The sequence below is a fragment of the Bacillus sp. REN10 genome, from assembly GCF_016820555.1.
Classification (GTDB): domain Bacteria; phylum Bacillota; class Bacilli; order Bacillales; family Domibacillaceae; genus Bacillus_CE.
Window position 1 is genome coordinate 19,845 of record NZ_JADHDW010000013.1, and the last position, 20,111, is coordinate 39,955.

A 20,111-nucleotide genomic window follows, 5' to 3' on the forward strand; every position below is an offset into this window, starting at 1 on the left:
TTATACATTTTCTAAAGAGACATGATCGGCAATGAATTGCTGATGAATGGCATAAGCGGTTTGTTTCCCTTGTTGAGCTGCCGTAACAACCATTGCCTCTCCTTGCCCATCTCCAAAAATAACATCCCCCGCCGCAAATACTTTAGGATTAGAAGTTTGATGCGTGTTTGTATTAATTTTGACGATTCCTTTTGTATGCTCCAATCCTAACTGTTCAATCAGATTGATGTAACGAGTTTGACCGATCGCTTTGATGACGACATCCACTTCCATAATAAATTCGGAATCAGCTACTGGAACTGGACGTCGGCGCCCTGACTCATCAGGTGCTCCAAGCTCCATACGTGTGCAAGCTAAAGCCTTCACTTTTCCTGTCTCGTCTTTAATCATTTTCACCGGCTGTGTCAACCATCTAAATTCCACTCCATCCTGCTTCGCAAACTCATATTCAAATTCATAGGCCGTCATTTCTGCTTCTGTCCGGCGATAAATCATCTTCACATCGCTAGCTCCTAATCGAACGGAACAAGTGGCCGCATCAATGGCTGTATTTCCCGCTCCGATCACTGCAACCCTCTTGCCAATAAATTGCTGATCGAGAGGAGGCGTTTTTGTCCTTTCCACAAAATCAATCGCATCATACACATTTTCTGCTTCTTCTCCATCAATGCCTAGCATCGGCACTTTGGACATTCCAACGGCTAGCACAATCGCATCAAACTGATTTAATATTTCATCGACTGAAATATCTTTTCCAACCTTTGTATTCATACAAATGGTCACACCTAATTTCTCCACTTGCTCTACTTCCCATAACGAAACTTCTTGAGGTAAACGGAATGAGACAATTCCATGTGTATTGAGCCCTCCTGCTTTCTCCTTTGCTTCAAAAATTGTTACGTCATAGCCTAATCGAGCGAGTTCACGAGCAGCTGCTAATCCGGCTGGTCCACCGCCAATAATCGCTACGCTCTTTCCAATTTTTTCGCCTGCTTCAAATAGCTGCACCTCATTTTTCATCGCCCAATTGGTTGCGTGACGCTGTAAATTACCAATCATAATCGGCAAAGAGGCTTCATTGAGAACACACGCTCCTTCACACAGTTCTTCTGTTGGACAGACGCGCGCACAACTGGCGCCAACAGGATTTGCTTCCATAATGACTCGTGCTGAACCTTTCATATTTCCTGAGGCAATTTTTTTAATAAATGATGGAATGTTAATACCAGTCGGACAAGCTTTTATACACGGAGCATCATAACAATACAAACAACGATTGGACTCCTCAATCGCTTCCTTCGCTGTCAAATCTGGCTCCAATTCATAAAAATTGGCTCTTAAATCATCTAAGGAGATACCTTTCTTCTTCATTCGATTTAAGTGCATACGACTTCCCTCCTCACTGATTTCCATACCACTAAAAAACGATAATTTTCTAAATATTATTAAAATTTATAGTATGATATCATTATTGTTTTGTCAATTAAATGATTGCGTTTTTATTATTTGTATTTTCATCATTTTTTGTCATTTTTCAATGATTATTCAACAATAAATTCATCATAAAATTGTGGATGATTTCTCTATCAATTAAAGTGTTGTACAATAAATACATGTCTGTATCAGCAAAAGGAAGGCGTGACTGTATTTGAAGCGATCGGAATTAGAATGGCTTATTCAGAAAACAGAAGCAAAGCTCAAAGAACAGCAAGAGCTTCTGCAAGAGCTATATCAGCGCTTAGAAGCTTTAACTATTCAAGAGAAAGAGCGCCAAAAATATATCTCTTCGAAAGAAATAATCGACTTAATTGAAAGAAAAGTGGGGAAGAAAACAAACATGTCCACGATTAAAAGATGGGCCGATGAAGGGTACCTTGGTGAGGTTGTTGATGAGAAAGATAAATTTTGGGCATTGCAATCTAAACAAGGAAAGAAAAGATATTTATACGCAAAAGTAGATACATATCGCTTTTTGTACGAAGAAAAAGGTTATTTATTGCCAGAATATGAAGTGCTTGATCGCGTACTTGTCACGCAATCAAAAGGAGAACCATTGATTGGCATCATCATTGACTCTCACCTGCACGAGGATGAATTTCACTATGTCATTCAAATAGAAGGATCATTTGACACATTGAAGAATGTAAAGGAAAGAAATATTCAACTGATGCAAGGAGTTGACGAGTAATTGAAAGTCAAAATCGCACTGGAAAATAACGTTCCGAATCAGACAATCGCCCGGAAAATTAAGCAAGCTAACCAACAAGCGAATCATTTTTTAACTATTTCATTTGAACAGGATCTATCAAAAATATATTTTGAAGGCGACATAATCATCATTCCTGATAAGTCCTTCTTTTCTGAAGCAATAATCATAGAAGGACAGGCCAAAGAAATAGAAAACGGCTACGAAATTAGACCGAAAGATAAAGGCAAAACGATTAACCTTCATCTCGATGCAGACTTAGTGGCCGAATTAAACGAAATTAAAAACCATGTCATCAGTAAAACACAGCATGATATCATTCTTGATTTATTCAAAAAAGGACTGGATCAATACAATCAAGAAAAGAAATAAGCAATCATTTATCATATTTTTATTTATTGATTCAGAATTCATCTTAAATATTTTTGTGGAATTTTCAGAATATTAATGCTATCATTTTTTCTATAAAAAGTATGAAGGAGTGAGCAATTTGAAGAAGCAAAAACTGTTGATCAATGGGGAACGATTGAAAGACACATTGGAACGTTTTGCTGATTTTGGACGCACACCCAAAAATGGTGTCACACGACTCGCCCTCTCAGAAGAAGATCGCTTAGCAAGAGATTATTTTTGTTCCTGTTGCAAAGATCTCGGCATGAACATTCAAGTGGATGATATGGGGAATATTTACGCTACATTAGCAGGAATAGAACCCAAACCACCTATCGTGATTGGCTCGCATATCGATACGGTGAAAAAAGGCGGCCGTTTTGATGGCATTCTTGGAGTTGTCGCAGGTCTCGAAATTGCTCGCACACTTGTCGAAAATAATATTAAACCTCAAATACCGCTTACCATTGTCAATATTACAAATGAAGAAGGCGCTCGGTTTGAACCATCTATGATGGCATCCGGTGTCCTTTCCGGCAAATTCGATAAAGACACGATGTTGCAAAAAACCGATATGGATGGCATTACTTTTAGTCAAGCGCTTCAAGACATCGGTTATGCCGGAGATCAGGCGGCTCGTTTAAAAGAAGCCACCGCTTTTTTAGAGCTGCATATTGAACAAGGCCCGATTCTTGAACAAGAATCACTGTCTATTGGCGTCGTCGAGTGTGTGCTGGGAATGGTCTGTTACGAATTTACGGTGACTGGGGAATCCGATCATGCCGGCACAACGCCGATGCATATGCGAAAGGATGCTTTATTTACCACTAATGAATTAATCATGAAAGCGCGCGAACGACTAAGTGCCCTAGATTCCGACTTAGTCTTTACCATGGGACGGATGAATGTCTTTCCTAATATCCACACCGTCATCCCGAACCGCGTTGTCTTCACATTAGAAGCCCGCCATAAAGAAGCAAAAATTATCCAGCAAGTCGAAGCCATCATCCAAGAGTTAACTCAACATACCTCCGAGCAAAATTGCACCATACAAGCAGAAAAACTTTGGGACCGACAAACAGTTTGGTTTGACGAAGAAGCTTGCCAGCGACTTGAACAGTCCACTCAATCATTAAGTTACTCCTACAAACGAATGGTAAGTGGCGCGGGTCATGATGCCCAGTTTCTCGCCAGCTACCTTCCTACCGCCATGCTTTTCGTACCTAGCATCAACGGAAAAAGCCACTGCGAAGAAGAACGAACAACTTGGGAAGACTGTGGAAAAGGGGTAAATGTACTTTTAGAAACCGTTCTTTCTTACCTTAATGAATAATTCTCTTTTCCAAAAGGGGCCCGTTCAATAAGCCCCTAAAATAAAAGAAGTGGAGGAAAATGAATCGTTTTTCTCCACTTCTTTTTGTCTGTTTCCAATATTTCTCTGAAAGTAGCTGGCGGATGCCGGCTACTTTCAGAAGGTTGTGGGCTAAAGCCACCATCCCTTGTTTATTTTACATTAGCGTATGTTGAAATGTTGGTGGCATGCTTCCAAATAAAACGAGTCACATAATCAACAATCATTTCTTTATCATTGTCCATCGAAGCGACATGATACGAGTTAGGCAAAGTGACGAGTTGCTTGTTTTTTGACGAAATATATTTATAAATAAAGGTTGTATTTTCAGGCGGAACGACATGATCAATAAACGATTTAATGCAAAGCGCAGGGACGCTAATAGTGGATAATTTGCTTGGAACCTCTATCATCAAGCTCTGCAATTCACGAATCGCTCGAACTGGTGCTTGATCATACGTAATTTCCTCCACATTTTTTGCCTTTATATCCGGAGCTCCTTCATCGATAAAACGAGGAACTGGCGCTTTTTTTAAATATTCAAGTTCTGGAATCGTAAGGGCTGCATTAATTGTAATAATCCCTTCGATATCCTTATACTCCGATGCTAACTTAAGCGTTAACGTGCCCCCCATCGATTGTCCCATCACAAATATGCGTTTGCCACGAGCTTTTAATGTTTGATAGCCTTGTTTAAAGCTTTGATACCAATCTTCATGCGTACATTTTTCCATATCTAAGTAGTGCGTTCCATGTCCTTTAAGGCGAGGAGCAAGAACAGTAAACCCTTTAGCTGCCAAGCTTTCTCCTAAAAAACGAACACTTTGTGGTGTGCCAATAAATCCATGCGAAAGCAAAATTCCAATTTCATTTCCTTCAAAATAAAATGCCTCAGCACCCGGTATTACCTTATACTGTTCTTGCATGCTCGTCCCTCCCACTTTTAATTCCGATTATTCTCATGTGTTTATTTTATGTTTTTATATCCTACATGTCAACTATGAATTGAATCTTTATAGGCAAAACAACCTCTTTCATAGGACTAGAACTTGATAGTTTCATTGAACCTAATAAATAATAAGCGAACTGGTTACAAGAGGTATAAAACAAATTTAAACAAGATTGATCAAAATACGATATATAAACATATTCAGCTCATCCAAAAACTTTCTCCAACATGTGCTTATTTTGAATGATGTGTCATATATCAGTAAAAATTGTGATGATGAAACAACATATTATATTCCTATTTCCCGCATTTTTGCCGTGATTTTTTTCATCCTGTCATCCATATCTGTGCCATTGAATTTGTTAAACCGCATTTCGCTCACAATTTTTCCATCGCACATAAACATAATACGCTCAGTCCTAGCTGCAACCTTTGCATCGTGAGTTACAAGCATAACCGCCGTACCTTCTGTATTAATTTCGGAAATTGTGTCCATAATTTCCTGTGCAGATTTTGAATTAAGCGCGCCAGTCGGCTCGTCACCGAAGATAATTTTAGGATTACTAATAAGTGCGCGACATATTCCTGCACGCTGAAGCTGTCCTCCCGAAACCTGGGTAATATCACGCTTCTCCAGTTCCGCAATACCAACTTTTTTCATAAGCATTTTTGCTTTTTCAATAACCTTCGTAGCGCTTTTTCTGTTATCCCGCATTGAAGGAAGAATAATGTTATCTAGAATGTTCAGGTTTTTAAGCAAAGTCGGCTGCTGAAAAATAAACCCCATTTTTGTTCTGCGTATGTCGGCAAGTTCTTTTTCACTAAGTGCTGACAGATCCCTACCATCAAAAGAAACCTTGCCATCGTCAATGCCGTCCATTCCACTCATCGCATACATCAGCGTCGATTTTCCTGAACCCGAAGGCCCCATAACCGAAACGAACTCTCCCTCGTTTATTTCAACGGACACTCTATCGAGAACATTGTGCTTTTCATTGCCTACTCCGAAAGATTTTACTATATTTTCACCGATAATAATCTTCTTCATAATCTACTCCTTTATATTTTCAGATATTTTTATTTCTCCTGCTCTCGATGTACCGATAATGGTTGCGATAAGCACTGAGCATATCATCATCATTGGACATAATAGATACGCAGAAAGTGGACTAACAACAAACTCAAATGATGACGCTCCAAACGATGAGATAACCGCGCTCGCAAGTATCTCCCCAAGAGTGTTTGCTAGAAGCGTCCCAAGAACAATTCCGGCAATCAGAACAAATACCGAACGTGAAACATACTGTATTGTAATATCCGAGTTTGTAAAACCTAAAGATTTCATTACGGCAATGGAGTATTTGTCCTTTGCGACAAGCATTTTCATAAACAACAGTGTAACTAATACCGCTATAATCAGTGCAACGACAATTGCAGTATAGGATGCCTTTCCGACGGAGCTTATTGTTGAGCCGAATGTCTGTGTAATATATTCATCAATACCCGAAATCTTTGCAAAGCTGAAATTGTCTGTATATTCCGAAGTCTTTTCTTCGACAAGAGATTGATCCGAAAGCTCCACATAAATAACGCACCACATCATATCCGCCGAATTGTCAGCGAAAACAGCTTTTGCGGTTTTACCACCGTTAGTAATGTCGGAATAAGTTCCGCATACTGTGAGATTCTTCTCCTTCCCCTCAATCATCAATGTAATGACATCGCCGACCTTTTTGCCCAACTCATCAGCGTTAATAGCTGAAAGCGCAATTTCGTCTTCTGAGGTGGGTGCTCTGCCTTCGGAATATTCTACTGGGAATATTGAATGGTCGCCAAGCTCTATTTTTATTCCTTCCTCCGTCCCAGATTCTGTCTTTACTTTGAATGTTTTGGTCGTAAGTACAGCATATTTCGCTACAGATTTATCACGCTCCAGCGTCTTGACAACTTCCGCTGCTTTTTTAGAAAGATTGTCAGTCTGCTGAATATCGATACGCATATCACTACTTCCTATCCCCATATATGTGATGAAGTTTTTCGAGGAAATAGTGTTGTACAGGTTTTGCGGAACGATAATGATAAATGTCGAGATCACAAGCACTACAAGCATTGTGACGTAAAGACTTTTTCTTACAAGGACATCTTTTACGCCCAGAAAAATATTCGTGTTAAACAGCCTATTTCCACTCAGGCAAAAAGATTTTGCTTGTGCGGATTTTTCCTGTGAAGTACCAAATCGTATGGCTTCCGCTGCTGATATTTTCTGAAAACGTTTCAGCACTTTGCTTATATAGGCAATAATTGCAAGGAACACAAACAATATACCGATTATTCCGAACAATAGAGTGGAAGAAGACTTTTCACTTTCCCCCATATAAAGCCGTATATTTTCAAGCAGCATACCTTTGAACACAAAGGAAAGTACAAATCCGAGAGTACAACCAACTGCTGCAATGACTGCATATTTCGCAAAATAAATCTTTTTTATGTCGGAAACACGTAGCCCTATTGCTTTCATAACACCTATTTCTCGGTAGTCGTCTTCGATTTTCGCAAAGAGTGTAAAGCGTATGCACATAAATGAGATGGCAACGACAAGTGCACTTACAAGAAGTATAACTGCAATCATCAGCCCATCCGAAATGGCATTAAGCATTTTGAAAAGCGGATATGTAATTGTCGGTCCGTTTGCTTCAAGTCCTGCGGAAGTGTAAGCAGTTTCGAATGCGCCAATTTCAGACAAGTCCTTTAATCTGAACTCAATCAGATATTCCGTGCTTCCGAGATCCTTTATTGCCGCATAATCACTTTCGCTCACAAGAAATCTCTTTGACGAGGCAAGTAACGAATTCATCTGTGAATCTCGGAGAAATCCCGCAATGGTAAATTTCTTTCCACCTACCACAACTTTGTCACCGACTTTTGCAATGCCATCTTTCATATAACCTACTGGAACATAAAGCTCCCCATCGGATACATTTATAACATTTCCGTCAAGATCAAGGAGATAATCAAATTTCTCACTTTGTGTACTGAAGCCATTATCTTGAACCGTGTCCGCAAGCGAGTTTCCATCAATTATAATTTGCGCACCGTCAACATTGAGAAATTCAACCACTTGAAATTCATGGACATTGCTGTTCTGCTCCGCGAAATCCGCAAGCCGTCCAATATCAATATCACCTGAATGCATTTGCATAAAATGTGGGGTTTTCGCCTGCTTCATGAGTGTATCTATCGCACCCGAAAGATTTACGACAAGTATCGCCGAAAGAGCAACAAGCATAGCCGCGGCAGCGACAAATATCGTTGTTGTCAGCGTTATCAGCTTGCTTTTTAAAATATCATTACGAATTATTCTGTAATACATAAGTCACCTCTGTTTTCAAGCTTTTTAACCGATTTCAAGTTGTACAGAATTACTGAAGTAACACATAACAAAATTCCAGCGATAATAATGAGTAATCCCATTCCTCTGCCACTTCCCGTGCCGATGATCTTTCCTACACTGTCAGCAAGCACCCCGCCGTCCACTAACAAAGGCGTGAACACATAATCCGCCAGCACACCGGAAAGCGTATAAGCAGCAATAAATCCAAACTGTGAAATTACCCCTATAACTGACCATGCTCTGCCCTGAACAGAATTATCAATGTTGGTGCGAACAAGAAAATCAAGGGTTGTGTTTGCAAATGGCATCATGGCAAAGAAGAGAAATCCTGAAATGCAGAGAAGTACAATATTTTCGCGAAGTCCGAATACCGCCATAAATATTCCTTCACAAAACAGCGAAATAGAAAGAATTTTTATAAAGCCTTTTTTTATCGGAAGAATTCCTATAATCACACTTGATACAAGCATCCCTGTAGCCACAATTGTTTCAATTGTTCCTACTACGGCACTGTTTGAAAAAGCAAGTATCATCGGCACGGAAAGTGTTTCTATGAAGCCAAGGAAAAAAGTCATTACCGATGACATTATTACAAGAACCAGTACACCTCTGTCTTTAGAAATGGCGCTCCAACCGTCTTGGAATTCTTGGATAAACGATTTTGCCTGTTCGCATTTCTTTGTAACAAGACCTTTACGTACAACAAGAGTTGAAATAACTGTTACAAAAAATGTACAGATGTCGATTATAAGTAGCAGCTTTATATTCGAAACGGTGAGCAGAAATCCCGCAATTATAGGGGAAATTAGGTATTTTGCCGAGCCTGCAACTTGAACAAAACCACTTGCCTTTGTGTACTCCTCTTCGGTAAGCAAATCTGTAACCGTAGCCTTGTATGCGGGATCAAGCAGCGATGAAAAACACGAGCTTATTGTCACTCCCACGCAAATCTGCCATAGCTGCGCTTCTCCACTAAGCATACAAATCAAAATGAATATAAGTCCTATCGCAGAAAGACTGTCGCCCAGCACCATTAGAAGCCTGCGATCATAGCGATCTGCCAGCACTCCTGACACGGGACTTAAAAGAAGCGACGGCATAAACGCAAGTAAGGTTACAAGTGCCATTGCCGATGCCTTTCCCGTTTGCTCAAAAACATAAATCCCAAGTCCGAATGAAGTCAGCCCATTTCCTATCGTTGAAATAAGCTGTCCTGACCATAGAAGAAGAAATTTCCTGAATGATCCCCCTGACTTATTCATTGCTGTTTCCATCTCTTCTATCTCCATTTCCGCTGTCAAACATCTTCATCATATGTGTAAGACTTCCGCTTTCGACACCGAGCAGCCTTTCTACGTTGAAAATAAACGCCTTTATACGTGAAACACGCTCTTCATTCGTCATATTCACCATATCATCATCAAAAACAGTATTCGTATACGCCACAACCATTTCCATACATTCATACGGATACGGCGTATTGAATAGTCCTTGTTCAATGCCCTCGCGGATTATTTCCGTCAGTATCGGTGGAACGCCATTGATTATGACCTTTTGTATTTTCTGATGCATAAGCGCGTTTTGCGGCCTGTGAATGTGCTCCATTATTTCCTGACTGCTTCCTCCACTGATGTTCAGTGACATGACAACGCGGATAATACGGTCGAATACGAGTATGCTCTTGTCTGCGGCAATTTCCTGCGCCACATCTAAAAGACGGATACTATACCGCTCAATCAACGCATCCATAATATCCTCCTTCGACTTGAAGTGATGATATAATGTTCCCCGCGCAATTCCGACTTTTTCGAGAATATCGTTCGTACTTGTACCATCAAAGCCCTTCTGACCGAAAAGCTCGTCTGCCACGTCAAGAATTTCGTTCCTACGTTCCTCGGCTTTTTTTGTAACTCTCATTTTGACAACCTCCATATAGACCGACTGACTGTCGGTTTTATGTTATCATATTACCATACTGTCGGTTTAAAATAAAGTTCAATTAAAAATCCGCTAGAAAAATTAGATTTTTAACAGATTAAACTTAAACATTTTGAGCTTGTTCAAAATTCGAAACGAGGGCTGATTTAACTCGGGAGATTTGATGATTTGTTTTTCTTTTTTACTGCCCCCACCACGAAAAAAACCTCCCAAGCATTCACTTGGGAGGTCCATTCATTATCGTTTTTTGATTTCTTCTAATAATAATTTGTTCAGCACAGCTGGGTTGGCTTGTCCTTTGGAGGCTTTCATGATTTGACCTACTAGGAAGCCTGTTGCTTTGCTTTTTCCGTTTTTGAAGTCTTCGATTGATTGCGGGTTCGCATCTAATGCATCATTGATGAATTTCAACAACACACCTTCATCAGAAATTTGAACAAGGCCTTTTTCTTTCACAATTGTCTCCGCATCGCCACCGTTTTCAATTAATTCTTTGAACACTTTTTTGGCGATTTTTGAAGAAATTGTGCCTTTTTCGATTAGACGGATCATGCCGGCTAAACCTTCTGGCGTCAATTCACACTCATCTAACTCTTTGCCTTCTGCATTTAAATAAGCAGATACTTCACCCATTAACCAGTTAGAAGCAAGTTTGGCATCAGCGCCTGCTGCCACCGTTGCTTCGAAAAAGTCGGCCATTTCTTTCGTGATTGTTAATACGTTCGCATCATGTGAAGGTAAGCCAAGCTCGTTCATGTAACGCTCTTTTCGCTGATCTGGAAGTTCAGGAATCGACGCACGTACACGCTCTTTCCACTCGTCATCGATATGGATGTCGACTAAGTCTGGCTCAGGGAAGTAACGATAATCATCGGAGCCTTCTTTCACACGCATCAATAATGTTCTACCAGTTGCTTCGTCAAAACGGCGAGTTTCTTGATCAATCACGCCGCCCGATAATAACACATCTGCTTGGCGTTTTTCTTCGTATTCTAATCCTTTACGAACAAAGTTAAAAGAGTTTAAGTTTTTCAACTCGGTTTTTGTACCGAACTCTTCTTGACCGTATGGGCGCAACGAAATGTTGGCGTCACAACGAAGAGAACCCTCTTCCATTTTACAGTCGGATACTTCTGTATATTGGATGATCGATTTTAATTTCTCTAAGTAAGCATACGCTTCTTCTGGTGTGCGAATATCCGGCTCAGATACGATTTCCACGAGCGGAGTTCCTTGGCGGTTGTAATCGCATAAAGAGTAGTTGCCCGCATGTGTTAATTTTCCTGCGTCCTCTTCCATGTGAATACGAGTGATCCCGATTTTTTTCTTTTTGCCGTCTACTTCAATTTCGATCCAGCCGTTCTCACCGATTGGTTGGTCGAACTGCGAAATTTGATAAGCTTTCGGATTATCCGGGTAGAAATAGTTTTTGCGGTCAAACTTAGTAACAGATGCCACTTCACAATTCAGTGCCATTGCTGCTTTCATCGCAAATTCAACAACGCGTTTATTAACAACTGGGAGTACGCCTGGGTAGCCTAGATCAACGACAGTTGTATTTGTATTCGGTTCTGCTCCAAAGTGAGCAGGCGCCGATGAAAAGATTTTTGAATTCGTTTTTAACTCTACATGGACTTCTAATCCAATGACCGTTTCAAAGTTCATTTTGTTCACCCCTTACAATGTTGGTTTTTGTTTATGAAAGTCTGTTGCTTGTTCGAACGCGTGAGCAACACGGTATACTGTTTTCTCTTCAAAATGCTTACCGATGATTTGCAGACCAAGCGGCATACCATTTGAGAATCCGCATGGAACAGAAATACCTGGTACACCCGCCAAGTTCACAGGAATTGTTAATAGGTCGTTCGCATACATCGTTAATGGGTCATTAATGATTTCACCGATTTTAAACGCTGGTGTTGGCGTTGTTGGACCGATGATGACATCATAGTTTTCAAAGACATCTTCAAAGTCCTTTTTAATTAATGTGCGGACTTGTTGCGCTTTTTTGTAATATGCATCATAGTAACCGGAACTTAAAGCGAAAGTTCCAAGCATAATGCGGCGTTTGACCTCATCGCCAAAGCCTTCCGCACGCGTTTTCTTGTAAAGGTCGATTAAGTTTTCCGCATTTTCAGCGCGGTAACCGTAGCGAATACCGTCAAAGCGAGCTAAGTTAGAAGACGCCTCAGAAGACGCTAATAAATAATAAGTCGCAACGCCATACTTAGAATGTGGCAAAGATACTTCATCCCAAGTTGCGCCCATACCTTCTAGTACTTTTAATGCATCAAGAACTGATTGACGTACATCTTCTGATACCCCTTCACCAAGGTATTCTTTCGGCACAGCAATACGAAGACCTTTCACATCGCCTGTTAATGCTTGAGCATAAGAATCAACTGGGATATTCGCAGATGTCGAATCATGCGGGTCGACACCAGAAATCGCTTCCAGTAAATAAGCGTTATCCTCAACATTGCGTGTGATTGGACCAATTTGATCCAATGACGAAGCGAAGGCGATTAAACCGAAACGAGATACACGTCCGTATGTAGGCTTTAATCCCACGACACCACAGAACGCAGCTGGTTGACGAATGGAACCACCTGTATCCGAACCAAGTGAAAATGGCACTTGTCCTGCGGCTACAGCTGCTGCTGAACCACCGGAAGATCCGCCAGGTACGCGATCTAAGTCCCATGGATTACGCGTTTTTTGATAGCTGGAGTTTTCTGTAGAAGACCCCATTGCAAATTCATCCATGTTTAATTTACCGATCGTAATCGTGTCTGCTTCATGAAGCTTGTTCATCACTGTTGCATCATAGATCGGATCGAAGTTGTTTAAAATTTGGCTTCCGCTCGTTGTGCGTAATCCTTTTGTGACGATATTATCTTTAATTCCAATCGGCATCCCAAATAAAAGGCCTTTCGCCTCATCCGTTCCGACTTTCGTTTGTAATGCCTCTGCTTGCTTGCGAGCATTTTCTTCATTTAATGTAATAAAAGCTTGAACCTTGTCTTCTACTTCTTGAATTCTTTTAAAAGACTCATCCACTAAATCCGGAATGGATACTTCTTTTTTATGTAAAAGATCGTGAAGCTCCGTTAGCTTATGATCAAATAATGACATTCTGTTTTCCCTCCCTACTCAATAATAGATGGCACGCGAATTTGCCCATTTTCATGATCTGGGGCATTTTTCAATACTTCCTCTTGCGGAAGGCCTGGTTTCGCCTCATCTTCGCGCATAATATTTTTCATATCTAAAACATGGGACGTTGGCAATACATCCGTTGTATCTAATTCATTTAGTTGTTCAGCAAAAGAGATAATCGCATCAAGATGAGATGTAAACTTCTCCACTTCTTCATCTGTCACGGCAAGGCGCGCTAAATTCGCCACATGTCTTACTTGTTCTTCTGTAATACGTGTCACTTTCCTTCACCTCCATAAAAATTAAAGCATGTCACAATACTATTCATCTTATCAAATTTCCCGGTTTTATAGCAATTCGCACAAAGTTTATTTTACCATGCTCATCTCCTTTCTAGTAGCTTCGTATAAAAGAAATCAAAAGAAATAACCTCCGAGCCTATTGACCCAGAGGTTATTTCTCACTTTGATTACTGCTTTTGGAATTGCTCCTCTTCTGTTGAACCTTTCAGAGCGGTTGTAGAAGATTCTCCACCAGTAACAACCATTGATACTTGGTCGAAGTAGCCTGTTCCTACTTCACGTTGATGGCGTGTTGCTGTGTAGCCATCTTTTTCAGCCGCAAATTCAGCTTGTTGAAGCTCAGAGTAAGCACCCATGCCGCGATCTTTGTAGCCAAGAGCCAATTGGAACATACTGTGGTTAAGCGCATGGAAGCCAGCCAATGTTACGAATTGGAATTTGTATCCCATTTTACCGAGTTCGACTTGGAATTTCTCAATTGTTTCGTCATCCAACTTTGCTTTCCAGTTAAATGAAGGAGAGCAGTTGTAAGCAAGTAATTTACCAGGGAATTTCTCATGAATTGCTTCTGCGAAACGACGTGCTTCTTCAAGGTTCGGTTCAGATGTTTCACACCAAATAAGGTCAGCATATGGAGCATAAGCAAGCCCACGAGAAATCGCTTGATCTAAACCAGCATTTACTCGATAGAAGCCTTCAGATGTACGCTCACCCGTGATGAATGGCGCATCATAAGGATCGACATCACTTGTAATTAAATCCGCTGCGTTCGCATCTGTACGTGCAATCAATACAGTTGGTGTACCCATCACATCCGCAGCTAGACGAGCGGCAATTAAATTGCGAACCGCTGTTTGTGTTGGAAGAAGAACTTTTCCACCTAAGTGTCCACATTTTTTCTCTGAAGAAAGTTGATCTTCAAAGTGAACGCCAGCCGCGCCTGATTCAATCATACCTTTCATTAGTTCGAATACGTTTAACTGCCCACCGAAGCCGGCTTCTGCATCAGCAACGATTGGTGCGAAGTAATCAATCGAATCATCGCCTTCCATATGAGCAATTTGATCTGCACGTTGAAGCGCTTGGTTAATACGTTTTACGACATGTGGTACACTATTTGCCGGATATAAGCTTTGGTCAGGATACATATGACCAGAAAGATTCGCATCCGCTGCTACTTGCCAACCGCTCAAGTAGATCGCTTTTAAACCAGCTTTCACTTGTTGAACCGCTTGGTTACCTGTTAGTGCGCCAAGTGCATTAATGAAGTTTTCTGTTTTCATATAGTTCCATAGCTTTTCAGACCCGCGACGTGCTAGTGTATGCTCGATATCGATCGATCCACGAAGCTTAATTACTTCCTCTGCAGAGTATGGACGAGTCACTCCTTGCCATCTTGCATCGTTTTCCCAGCTTTCTTGTAATTGTTGTACGCGTTCGTTTGTCATGATAATTCCTCCCCAAAGTTTTTTATATTAAAGAATTTTGTAACCTGGTAAAGTTAAAAACTCCTCAAATTCATCTTGAACAATTAATTGGTCAAACAACTCAGCCGCTTCTTCAAAGCGATTAGCAGCAAATACTTCTTCCCCTACTTCTTGTTTCAGCTTTTGTACTTCTTCTTCTTTCATTTCTTTATATAATTCCATTGTGACTTTGCGGCCATCGGTTAACACACCTTTTGGATGTCTAATCCACTGCCATAATTGAGCACGTGAGATTTCCGCAGTCGCCGCATCTTCCATTAAATTATGTAGCGGTGCTGCTCCACGTCCGCTTAACCAAGAGGCAATGTATTGAATGCCTACACTAATATTGACGCGGATCCCTTGTTCAGTAATATTTCCATCTGGTACAGCAAGAAGTTCTTCAGCAGAGACTTGAACATCCTCACGTTTTTTCGACTCAATCTGATTCGCTTCTTTCATTTCTGCATTGAACGCTTCAAGAGCAACTGACACTAGCGCTGGATGAGCTACCCAAGTCCCATCGTGTCCATCCTTCGCTTCACGCTCTTTATCCGCCCGTACTTTTGCATAGGCTTCCTCGTTTTTCTTCTCATCATCCTTCACTGGAATTTGGGCCGCCATTCCACCGATAGCTGGGGCTTTTCTGCGGTGACATGTTTTGATTGTGAGCTGTGAATACGCTCTCATAAATGGAACCGTCATCGTTACTTCGGCGCGATCTGGTAAAATGACATTCTCTTGATTTCTGAACTTTTTAATATAGCTGAAAATGTAATCCCATCGTCCGCAGTTCAAACCAGCGGAATGCTCGCGAAGTTCGTATAAAATTTCATCCATTTCAAACGCTGCCACAATCGTTTCGATCAATACAGTCGCTTTAATCGTTCCTCTTGGAATGCCGATATACTTTTGTGCAAAAAGGAAGACATCATTCCAAAGTCTTGCCTCTAAATGGCTTTCGAGTTTCGGTAAATAAAAATATGGGCCCGTGCCGTTTTCTACTTGTTTCACAGCATTATGGAAGAAAAATAGGCCAAAATCGAACAGGCTTCCTGAAATCGGCTTTCCATCGAGCTGTACGTTCTTTTCTTCTAAATGCCAGCCTCGTGGGCGAACGATGAGTACAGCTGTTTTCTCTTTTAATTCGTATTTCTTTCCGTTAGGGTTTTCAAAACTAATTGTGCGGTTAACCGCATCTCGCATATTGATTTGTCCTTCGATGATGTTATCCCATGTTGGTGAAGTTGCATCCTCAAAGCAAGCCATGTAACATTTGGCGCCCGAGTTTAATGCATTAATGACCATCTTCCGGTCAACTGGTCCAGTAATTTCTACTCGGCGGTCTTGGAGATCTTTCGGTAGTGGAGCAATGGACCATTCGCTGTTGCGGATATGTGCTGTTTCTTCTAGAAAACTAGGTTGTTTCCCTTGGTCAAACTCTTTTTGTCTTTCTTGACGCTTTTGCAGAAGTTCGAGTCTACGTTCTCCAAAACGCCTTTCAAGCTGTTCAATAAACTGCAGTGCATCGGGAGTCAAAACTTCTGCATAACCCGGTCGCATTGCACCTGTTACGTTAATGCCAGCTGTTTGAGTGGCCATAGATTCCATCTCCTTTGTTATATTACAGTTGTTAGTTCTGTTATTTGTATTATATAACAGATAATAATGAAAGTGAATATATTTTTCAAACAATTTCAAATTTTCTTTCGACAAATTTCTGCAAAAAAAAGAGAGCGGTTCCCCCGCTCCTTTACTCGTAAATATGAACATATGGTTTATCTGCATTCGGTTTTTTCACAATTAACGCTTCTGGCCCATTTGTCGATGTGATTGTCACTTCAATTGGTGTATAAGCCGGAAAGCTGTCCATTGTCAATCCTGTAACAAATTGAGTAAAGCCGATCGCTTCCGCTTTTCCATAAAATTGAATAGGGATTTCAATGCTTAAACTTACCAATTCATCTCCGTTATATAAAGCTTTTCCGATTACGCCATTATAATTTTTAAAATATTTTTCCACATCTTGCTTGAAGTTTAAAAAGTAAGTCATATCGTCTCTTCGCTCTTCTTCTGCTTTTGGTGAAGGGAATAAATAATATTTTTCGTTTACTTTTTCCCACTCACTAATTGTATCCTCATCTTCATCTAAATGGGTATAAGCGATGAAATTACCTGGGACAACGGAGTTTTGAGCCTGCTGTTTAAATAAAGCAATCGTCACGGGCACATCCTTGATCCCTTTCATTGTCCGAATCCGCTTCGCTACTTCCTCCGCAATTTTCTTTCCTTCCCGTTCTATCTCTTCATCTGAAATCTTATGTTCATACTGCGCACCATATTTTTCTTTTGTGTAATAATGAACGGAATTTAAAGCTAAACCGATGACCACTCCGCTAAGTTGCAGTGAATTCTCTTTTGTTTTCGTTAAATAATCATGTTCCATAATATGAGCCAAATAGATAGGGCTTTTTTCATTGCGCTCTTGCACGGAACCATTGCCGCTATCAACGGGGTTTAACCCTACATTTTCTTCCGGCTTCATTTTTTGTTCTTTCAATTGTGCATCAGTATACTTTCGCTCTAACCAAGATTGTACCGTTTCTTTATCAAGCATTTGACCTTCTTGGAATAAATATTTTTCCGGAGAAAAGTTCTCTTGGGCAATTCTCATTAAGCCTGTTTCAAACTCCACAATATCATAGCGTGTATTTAAATTTGAAACGACCAACCCTCTAGCCTTTCCAGGTTTAAATGGTGTCAGCGTCCGATAAAAATCCTCAGAGATTTGATAATTCGGAATGATCGCTTTCTCCCCTTTGCCATCACCTTTAATAATTTCTTCTGTTTTTTCTAATTTCGGCGCACACCCGCTAATAAGCAAAGAAGCGGTCAGTGCCGCCAAAAATATTTTCGTTTTCAAACGAGCCACCTCTTATTTAATTAAGTTCGTCCAATAGCTTTTGTTCATCCCATACTTCAATGCCTAACTCTGTCGCTTTCGTTAATTTCGAGCCTGCTTCTTCTCCAGCAATGACAAGATCGGTTTTCTTACTCACACTACCTGATACCTTTCCGCCAAGCGTCTCAATTCGCTCCTTCGCTTCATTGCGCGTCAATTGATGGAGCTTTCCAGTTAAAACGACCGTTTTTCCTGCAAAGAAAGAATCCGATTGTTCGACAACAGCCAGCTTTGGTCCTGTATATACCATATTGACACCAGCAGCCTTCAAGTTTTCTATCAACTCGGACACTTCCGGCAAGTGAAAATAAGCAACAATTGCTTCCGCCATCTTATCTCCGATTTCATGAATAGCCGTTAGTTGTTCAACAGTCGTTTCAGCCAATACATCCATCGTTTCAAAATGCTGAGCTAACGTTTTCGCCGCTTTCGCCCCAACATGGCGAATACCGAGACCAAACAATAACTTTTCTAATGAATTTTGTTTAGATGCTTGAATTGCTTGGAGTAGATTATCGGCTGATTTTTCGCCCATGCGCTCTAAATTGACTAACTGCTCTTTTGTTAGCTTATAAAGATCTGAAACATCCTGAATAAGATGTTCCCTATACAGCTGGGCGACCACTTTTTCACCTAGACCATCAATATTCATCGCATTACGGGAGACGAAGTGAATCATCCCTTCTCGAATTTGCGCCGGGCATTTCGGATTCATACAACGAAGAGCCACTTCTCCATCTAACCGAATAAGCTCACCGTCACATTCAGGACAGTGCGTTGGCATATGAAATTCCTTTTCTTCCCCTGTTCGGCGTTCCGCAATGACATTCACCACTTCCGGAATAATGTCACCCGCTTTTTTGATCACGACGTAGTCTCCAAGCTGAATATCTTTCTCTCTAATTAAATCTTCATTATGAAGAGAGGCCCGCTGCACCGTTGTTCCCGCTACGCGTACAGGCTGTAAAATCGCGGTTGGTGTGACGACGCCAGTTCGCCCGACACTTAACGTAATGTCTATCAGCTTCGTCACAACTTCTTCTGCTGGAAACTTGTACGCAATAGCCCAGCGAGGACTTTTCGCCGTCGCTCCAAGCTCTTGTTGCTGCTTGAGTGAATCCACTTTAATCACAATTCCATCAATTTCATAAGGCAAGCTAGGCCGCTTATCCATCCAGCTAGCGATATATTCAATCACTTCATCGATATTATCGCACACTTTTCGCTCTTTGTTCGTTTTAAAGCCTAGTTCATCCAGCAAATCAAGACCAGCACTATGTGACGTGACTCCTGTTTCTCCTGGATTGGCTACACCATATAAGAATATATCAAGATTACGAGAAGCAGCAATGCGAGGATCGAGCTGACGTAACGACCCGGCTGCCGCATTGCGTGGATTGGCAAAAGGCTCTTCTCCCTTTTCATCCCGGACAGCATTTAACGCAATAAAGGACTGCTTTGGCATAAATGCCTCACCGCGAACTTCCAACGTAAAAGGCTGATTAATCCGTAAAGGGATCGAGCGAATCGTCTTTAAATTTGTAGTAATATCCTCACCTGTCGTTCCATCCCCGCGAGTCGCCCCTTGAACAAATAATCCTTGTTCGTATTTTAACGACACAGCCAGTCCATCAATTTTAAGCTCACAAACATAGGAGTATTCTTCTTCTTTGAGCGCTTGTTTTATTTTGCGATCAAAATCCCGCAAATCACCCTCATTAAAGGCGTTACCGAGGCTGAGCATCGCCGTATCATGACGTACCTTCTGAAACATATCCAGCACCTCTCCTCCCACGCGCTGGGTAGGAGAGTCTGGCGTCTGTAAATCAGGAAACTCATTTTCTATTTTCATTAATTCTTGTATTAAGCGGTCATATTCAGCATCGGGTACTGACGGCTGATCTAGTACATAATACTCATAATTGTATTGATTCAATACATGATGCAACTCCTGTACTCGCTGTGCGGCTTCCTTTCTGTCCATTAAAACACCCTTT

General features: G+C 41.0%; 16 protein-coding genes. 3 read left to right on the forward strand and 13 right to left on the reverse strand.

The window, feature by feature from the left end; all coding sequences use genetic code 11:
• On the reverse strand, positions 1-1,386 hold the full coding sequence (locus IRB43_RS15035; protein WP_238942043.1) for an NAD(P)-dependent oxidoreductase: 1,386 nt from the start codon (positions 1,384-1,386) through the stop codon (positions 1-3).
• A gap of 262 nt (positions 1,387-1,648) precedes the next feature.
• Here IRB43_RS15035 and IRB43_RS15040 point away from each other — a divergent pair, with 262 nt between their 5' ends.
• The 3 genes from IRB43_RS15040 (at position 1,649) to IRB43_RS15050 (ending at position 3,929) form a co-directional block, all read left to right on the forward strand.
• Positions 1,649-2,188 carry a hypothetical protein gene (locus tag IRB43_RS15040; RefSeq protein WP_203364306.1) on the forward strand — a complete coding sequence of 180 codons (540 nt, stop codon included), beginning with the start codon at positions 1,649-1,651 and terminating at the stop codon, positions 2,186-2,188.
• Positions 2,189-2,578: a hypothetical protein gene (locus IRB43_RS15045; RefSeq protein WP_203364307.1), complete on the forward strand. Its 390-nt coding sequence runs from the start codon at positions 2,189-2,191 to the stop codon at positions 2,576-2,578.
• 118 nt (positions 2,579-2,696) lie between these two features.
• Positions 2,697-3,929, forward strand: a complete 1,233-nt coding sequence (locus IRB43_RS15050; RefSeq protein ID WP_203364308.1) for a Zn-dependent hydrolase — start codon at positions 2,697-2,699, stop codon at positions 3,927-3,929.
• Positions 3,930-4,099: 170 nt separating this feature from the next.
• On the opposite strand, the gene IRB43_RS15055 is transcribed toward IRB43_RS15050, so the two are convergent.
• The 12 genes from IRB43_RS15055 to ligA form a co-directional block, all read right to left on the reverse strand.
• Positions 4,100-4,873 carry an alpha/beta hydrolase gene (locus tag IRB43_RS15055; RefSeq protein WP_203364309.1) on the reverse strand — a complete coding sequence of 258 codons (774 nt, stop codon included), beginning with the start codon at positions 4,871-4,873 and terminating at the stop codon, positions 4,100-4,102.
• A 312-nt stretch (positions 4,874-5,185) separates the two neighbouring features.
• The gene (locus tag IRB43_RS15060; protein WP_203364310.1) at positions 5,186-5,944 is read right to left on the reverse strand and encodes an ABC transporter ATP-binding protein; all 759 of its coding nucleotides are present in this window, start codon (positions 5,942-5,944) and stop codon (positions 5,186-5,188) included.
• Positions 5,945-5,947: 3 nt separating this feature from the next.
• A complete protein-coding gene (locus tag IRB43_RS15065) occupies positions 5,948-8,266 on the reverse strand; it encodes an ABC transporter permease (protein WP_203364311.1) in 2,319 nt (772 codons plus the stop codon).
• Positions 8,251-9,561: an MFS transporter gene (locus IRB43_RS15070; protein ID WP_238942044.1), complete on the reverse strand. Its 1,311-nt coding sequence runs from the start codon at positions 9,559-9,561 to the stop codon at positions 8,251-8,253. Before IRB43_RS15070 ends, IRB43_RS15065 begins: the two co-directional genes overlap by 16 nt.
• The gene (locus IRB43_RS15075; RefSeq protein ID WP_203364312.1) at positions 9,542-10,204 is read right to left on the reverse strand and encodes a TetR/AcrR family transcriptional regulator; all 663 of its coding nucleotides are present in this window, start codon (positions 10,202-10,204) and stop codon (positions 9,542-9,544) included. The genes IRB43_RS15070 and IRB43_RS15075 overlap by 20 nt, the downstream gene beginning before the upstream one ends.
• A gap of 258 nt (positions 10,205-10,462) precedes the next feature.
• Positions 10,463-11,890 (reverse strand): Asp-tRNA(Asn)/Glu-tRNA(Gln) amidotransferase subunit GatB, encoded by a 1,428-nt coding sequence (gene gatB / locus IRB43_RS15080; protein ID WP_203364313.1) that lies wholly within the window; start codon positions 11,888-11,890, stop codon positions 10,463-10,465.
• Positions 11,891-11,902: 12 nt separating this feature from the next.
• On the reverse strand, positions 11,903-13,360 hold the full coding sequence (gene gatA, locus IRB43_RS15085; protein WP_203364314.1) for an Asp-tRNA(Asn)/Glu-tRNA(Gln) amidotransferase subunit GatA: 1,458 nt from the start codon (positions 13,358-13,360) through the stop codon (positions 11,903-11,905).
• Between the two features lie 14 nt (positions 13,361-13,374).
• Positions 13,375-13,665, reverse strand: coding sequence for an Asp-tRNA(Asn)/Glu-tRNA(Gln) amidotransferase subunit GatC (gatC, locus tag IRB43_RS15090; RefSeq protein ID WP_203364315.1), 291 nt, complete (start codon positions 13,663-13,665; stop codon positions 13,375-13,377).
• A 188-nt stretch (positions 13,666-13,853) separates the two neighbouring features.
• Positions 13,854-15,134, reverse strand: coding sequence for an isocitrate lyase (gene aceA / locus IRB43_RS15095; protein WP_203364316.1), 1,281 nt, complete (start codon positions 15,132-15,134; stop codon positions 13,854-13,856).
• A gap of 27 nt (positions 15,135-15,161) precedes the next feature.
• Positions 15,162-16,754 carry a malate synthase A gene (aceB, locus tag IRB43_RS15100; protein ID WP_203364317.1) on the reverse strand — a complete coding sequence of 531 codons (1,593 nt, stop codon included), beginning with the start codon at positions 16,752-16,754 and terminating at the stop codon, positions 15,162-15,164.
• 151 nt (positions 16,755-16,905) lie between these two features.
• Positions 16,906-18,075, reverse strand: a complete 1,170-nt coding sequence (locus tag IRB43_RS15105) for a CamS family sex pheromone protein (protein ID WP_203364318.1) — start codon at positions 18,073-18,075, stop codon at positions 16,906-16,908.
• A gap of 16 nt (positions 18,076-18,091) precedes the next feature.
• Complete coding sequence (gene ligA / locus IRB43_RS15110; RefSeq protein WP_203364319.1) at positions 18,092-20,098, reverse strand: NAD-dependent DNA ligase LigA; 2,007 nt, start codon at positions 20,096-20,098, stop codon at positions 18,092-18,094.
• Between the last annotated feature and the right edge of the window lie 13 nt (positions 20,099-20,111).

Bases quoted from the DNA above. Each gene is read 5' to 3' on its own strand.
- IRB43_RS15035 (WP_238942043.1), bottom strand. From the start codon at position 1,386: ATGCACTTAAATCGAATGAAGAAGAAAGGTATCTCCTTAGATGATTTA.
- IRB43_RS15055 (WP_203364309.1), bottom strand. From the start codon at position 4,873: ATGCAAGAACAGTATAAGGTAATACCGGGTGCTGAGGCATTTTATTTT.
- IRB43_RS15060 (WP_203364310.1), bottom strand. From the start codon at position 5,944: ATGAAGAAGATTATTATCGGTGAAAATATAGTAAAATCTTTCGGAGTA.
- IRB43_RS15065 (WP_203364311.1), bottom strand. From the start codon at position 8,266: ATGTATTACAGAATAATTCGTAATGATATTTTAAAAAGCAAGCTGATA.
- IRB43_RS15070 (WP_238942044.1), bottom strand. From the start codon at position 9,561: ATGGAAACAGCAATGAATAAGTCAGGGGGATCATTCAGGAAATTTCTT.
- IRB43_RS15075 (WP_203364312.1), bottom strand. From the start codon at position 10,204: ATGAGAGTTACAAAAAAAGCCGAGGAACGTAGGAACGAAATTCTTGAC.
- gatB (WP_203364313.1), bottom strand. From the start codon at position 11,890: ATGAACTTTGAAACGGTCATTGGATTAGAAGTCCATGTAGAGTTAAAA.
- gatA (WP_203364314.1), bottom strand. From the start codon at position 13,360: ATGTCATTATTTGATCATAAGCTAACGGAGCTTCACGATCTTTTACAT.
- aceA (WP_203364316.1), bottom strand. From the start codon at position 15,134: ATGACAAACGAACGCGTACAACAATTACAAGAAAGCTGGGAAAACGAT.
- aceB (WP_203364317.1), bottom strand. From the start codon at position 16,754: ATGGCCACTCAAACAGCTGGCATTAACGTAACAGGTGCAATGCGACCG.
- ligA (WP_203364319.1), bottom strand. From the start codon at position 20,098: ATGGACAGAAAGGAAGCCGCACAGCGAGTACAGGAGTTGCATCATGTA.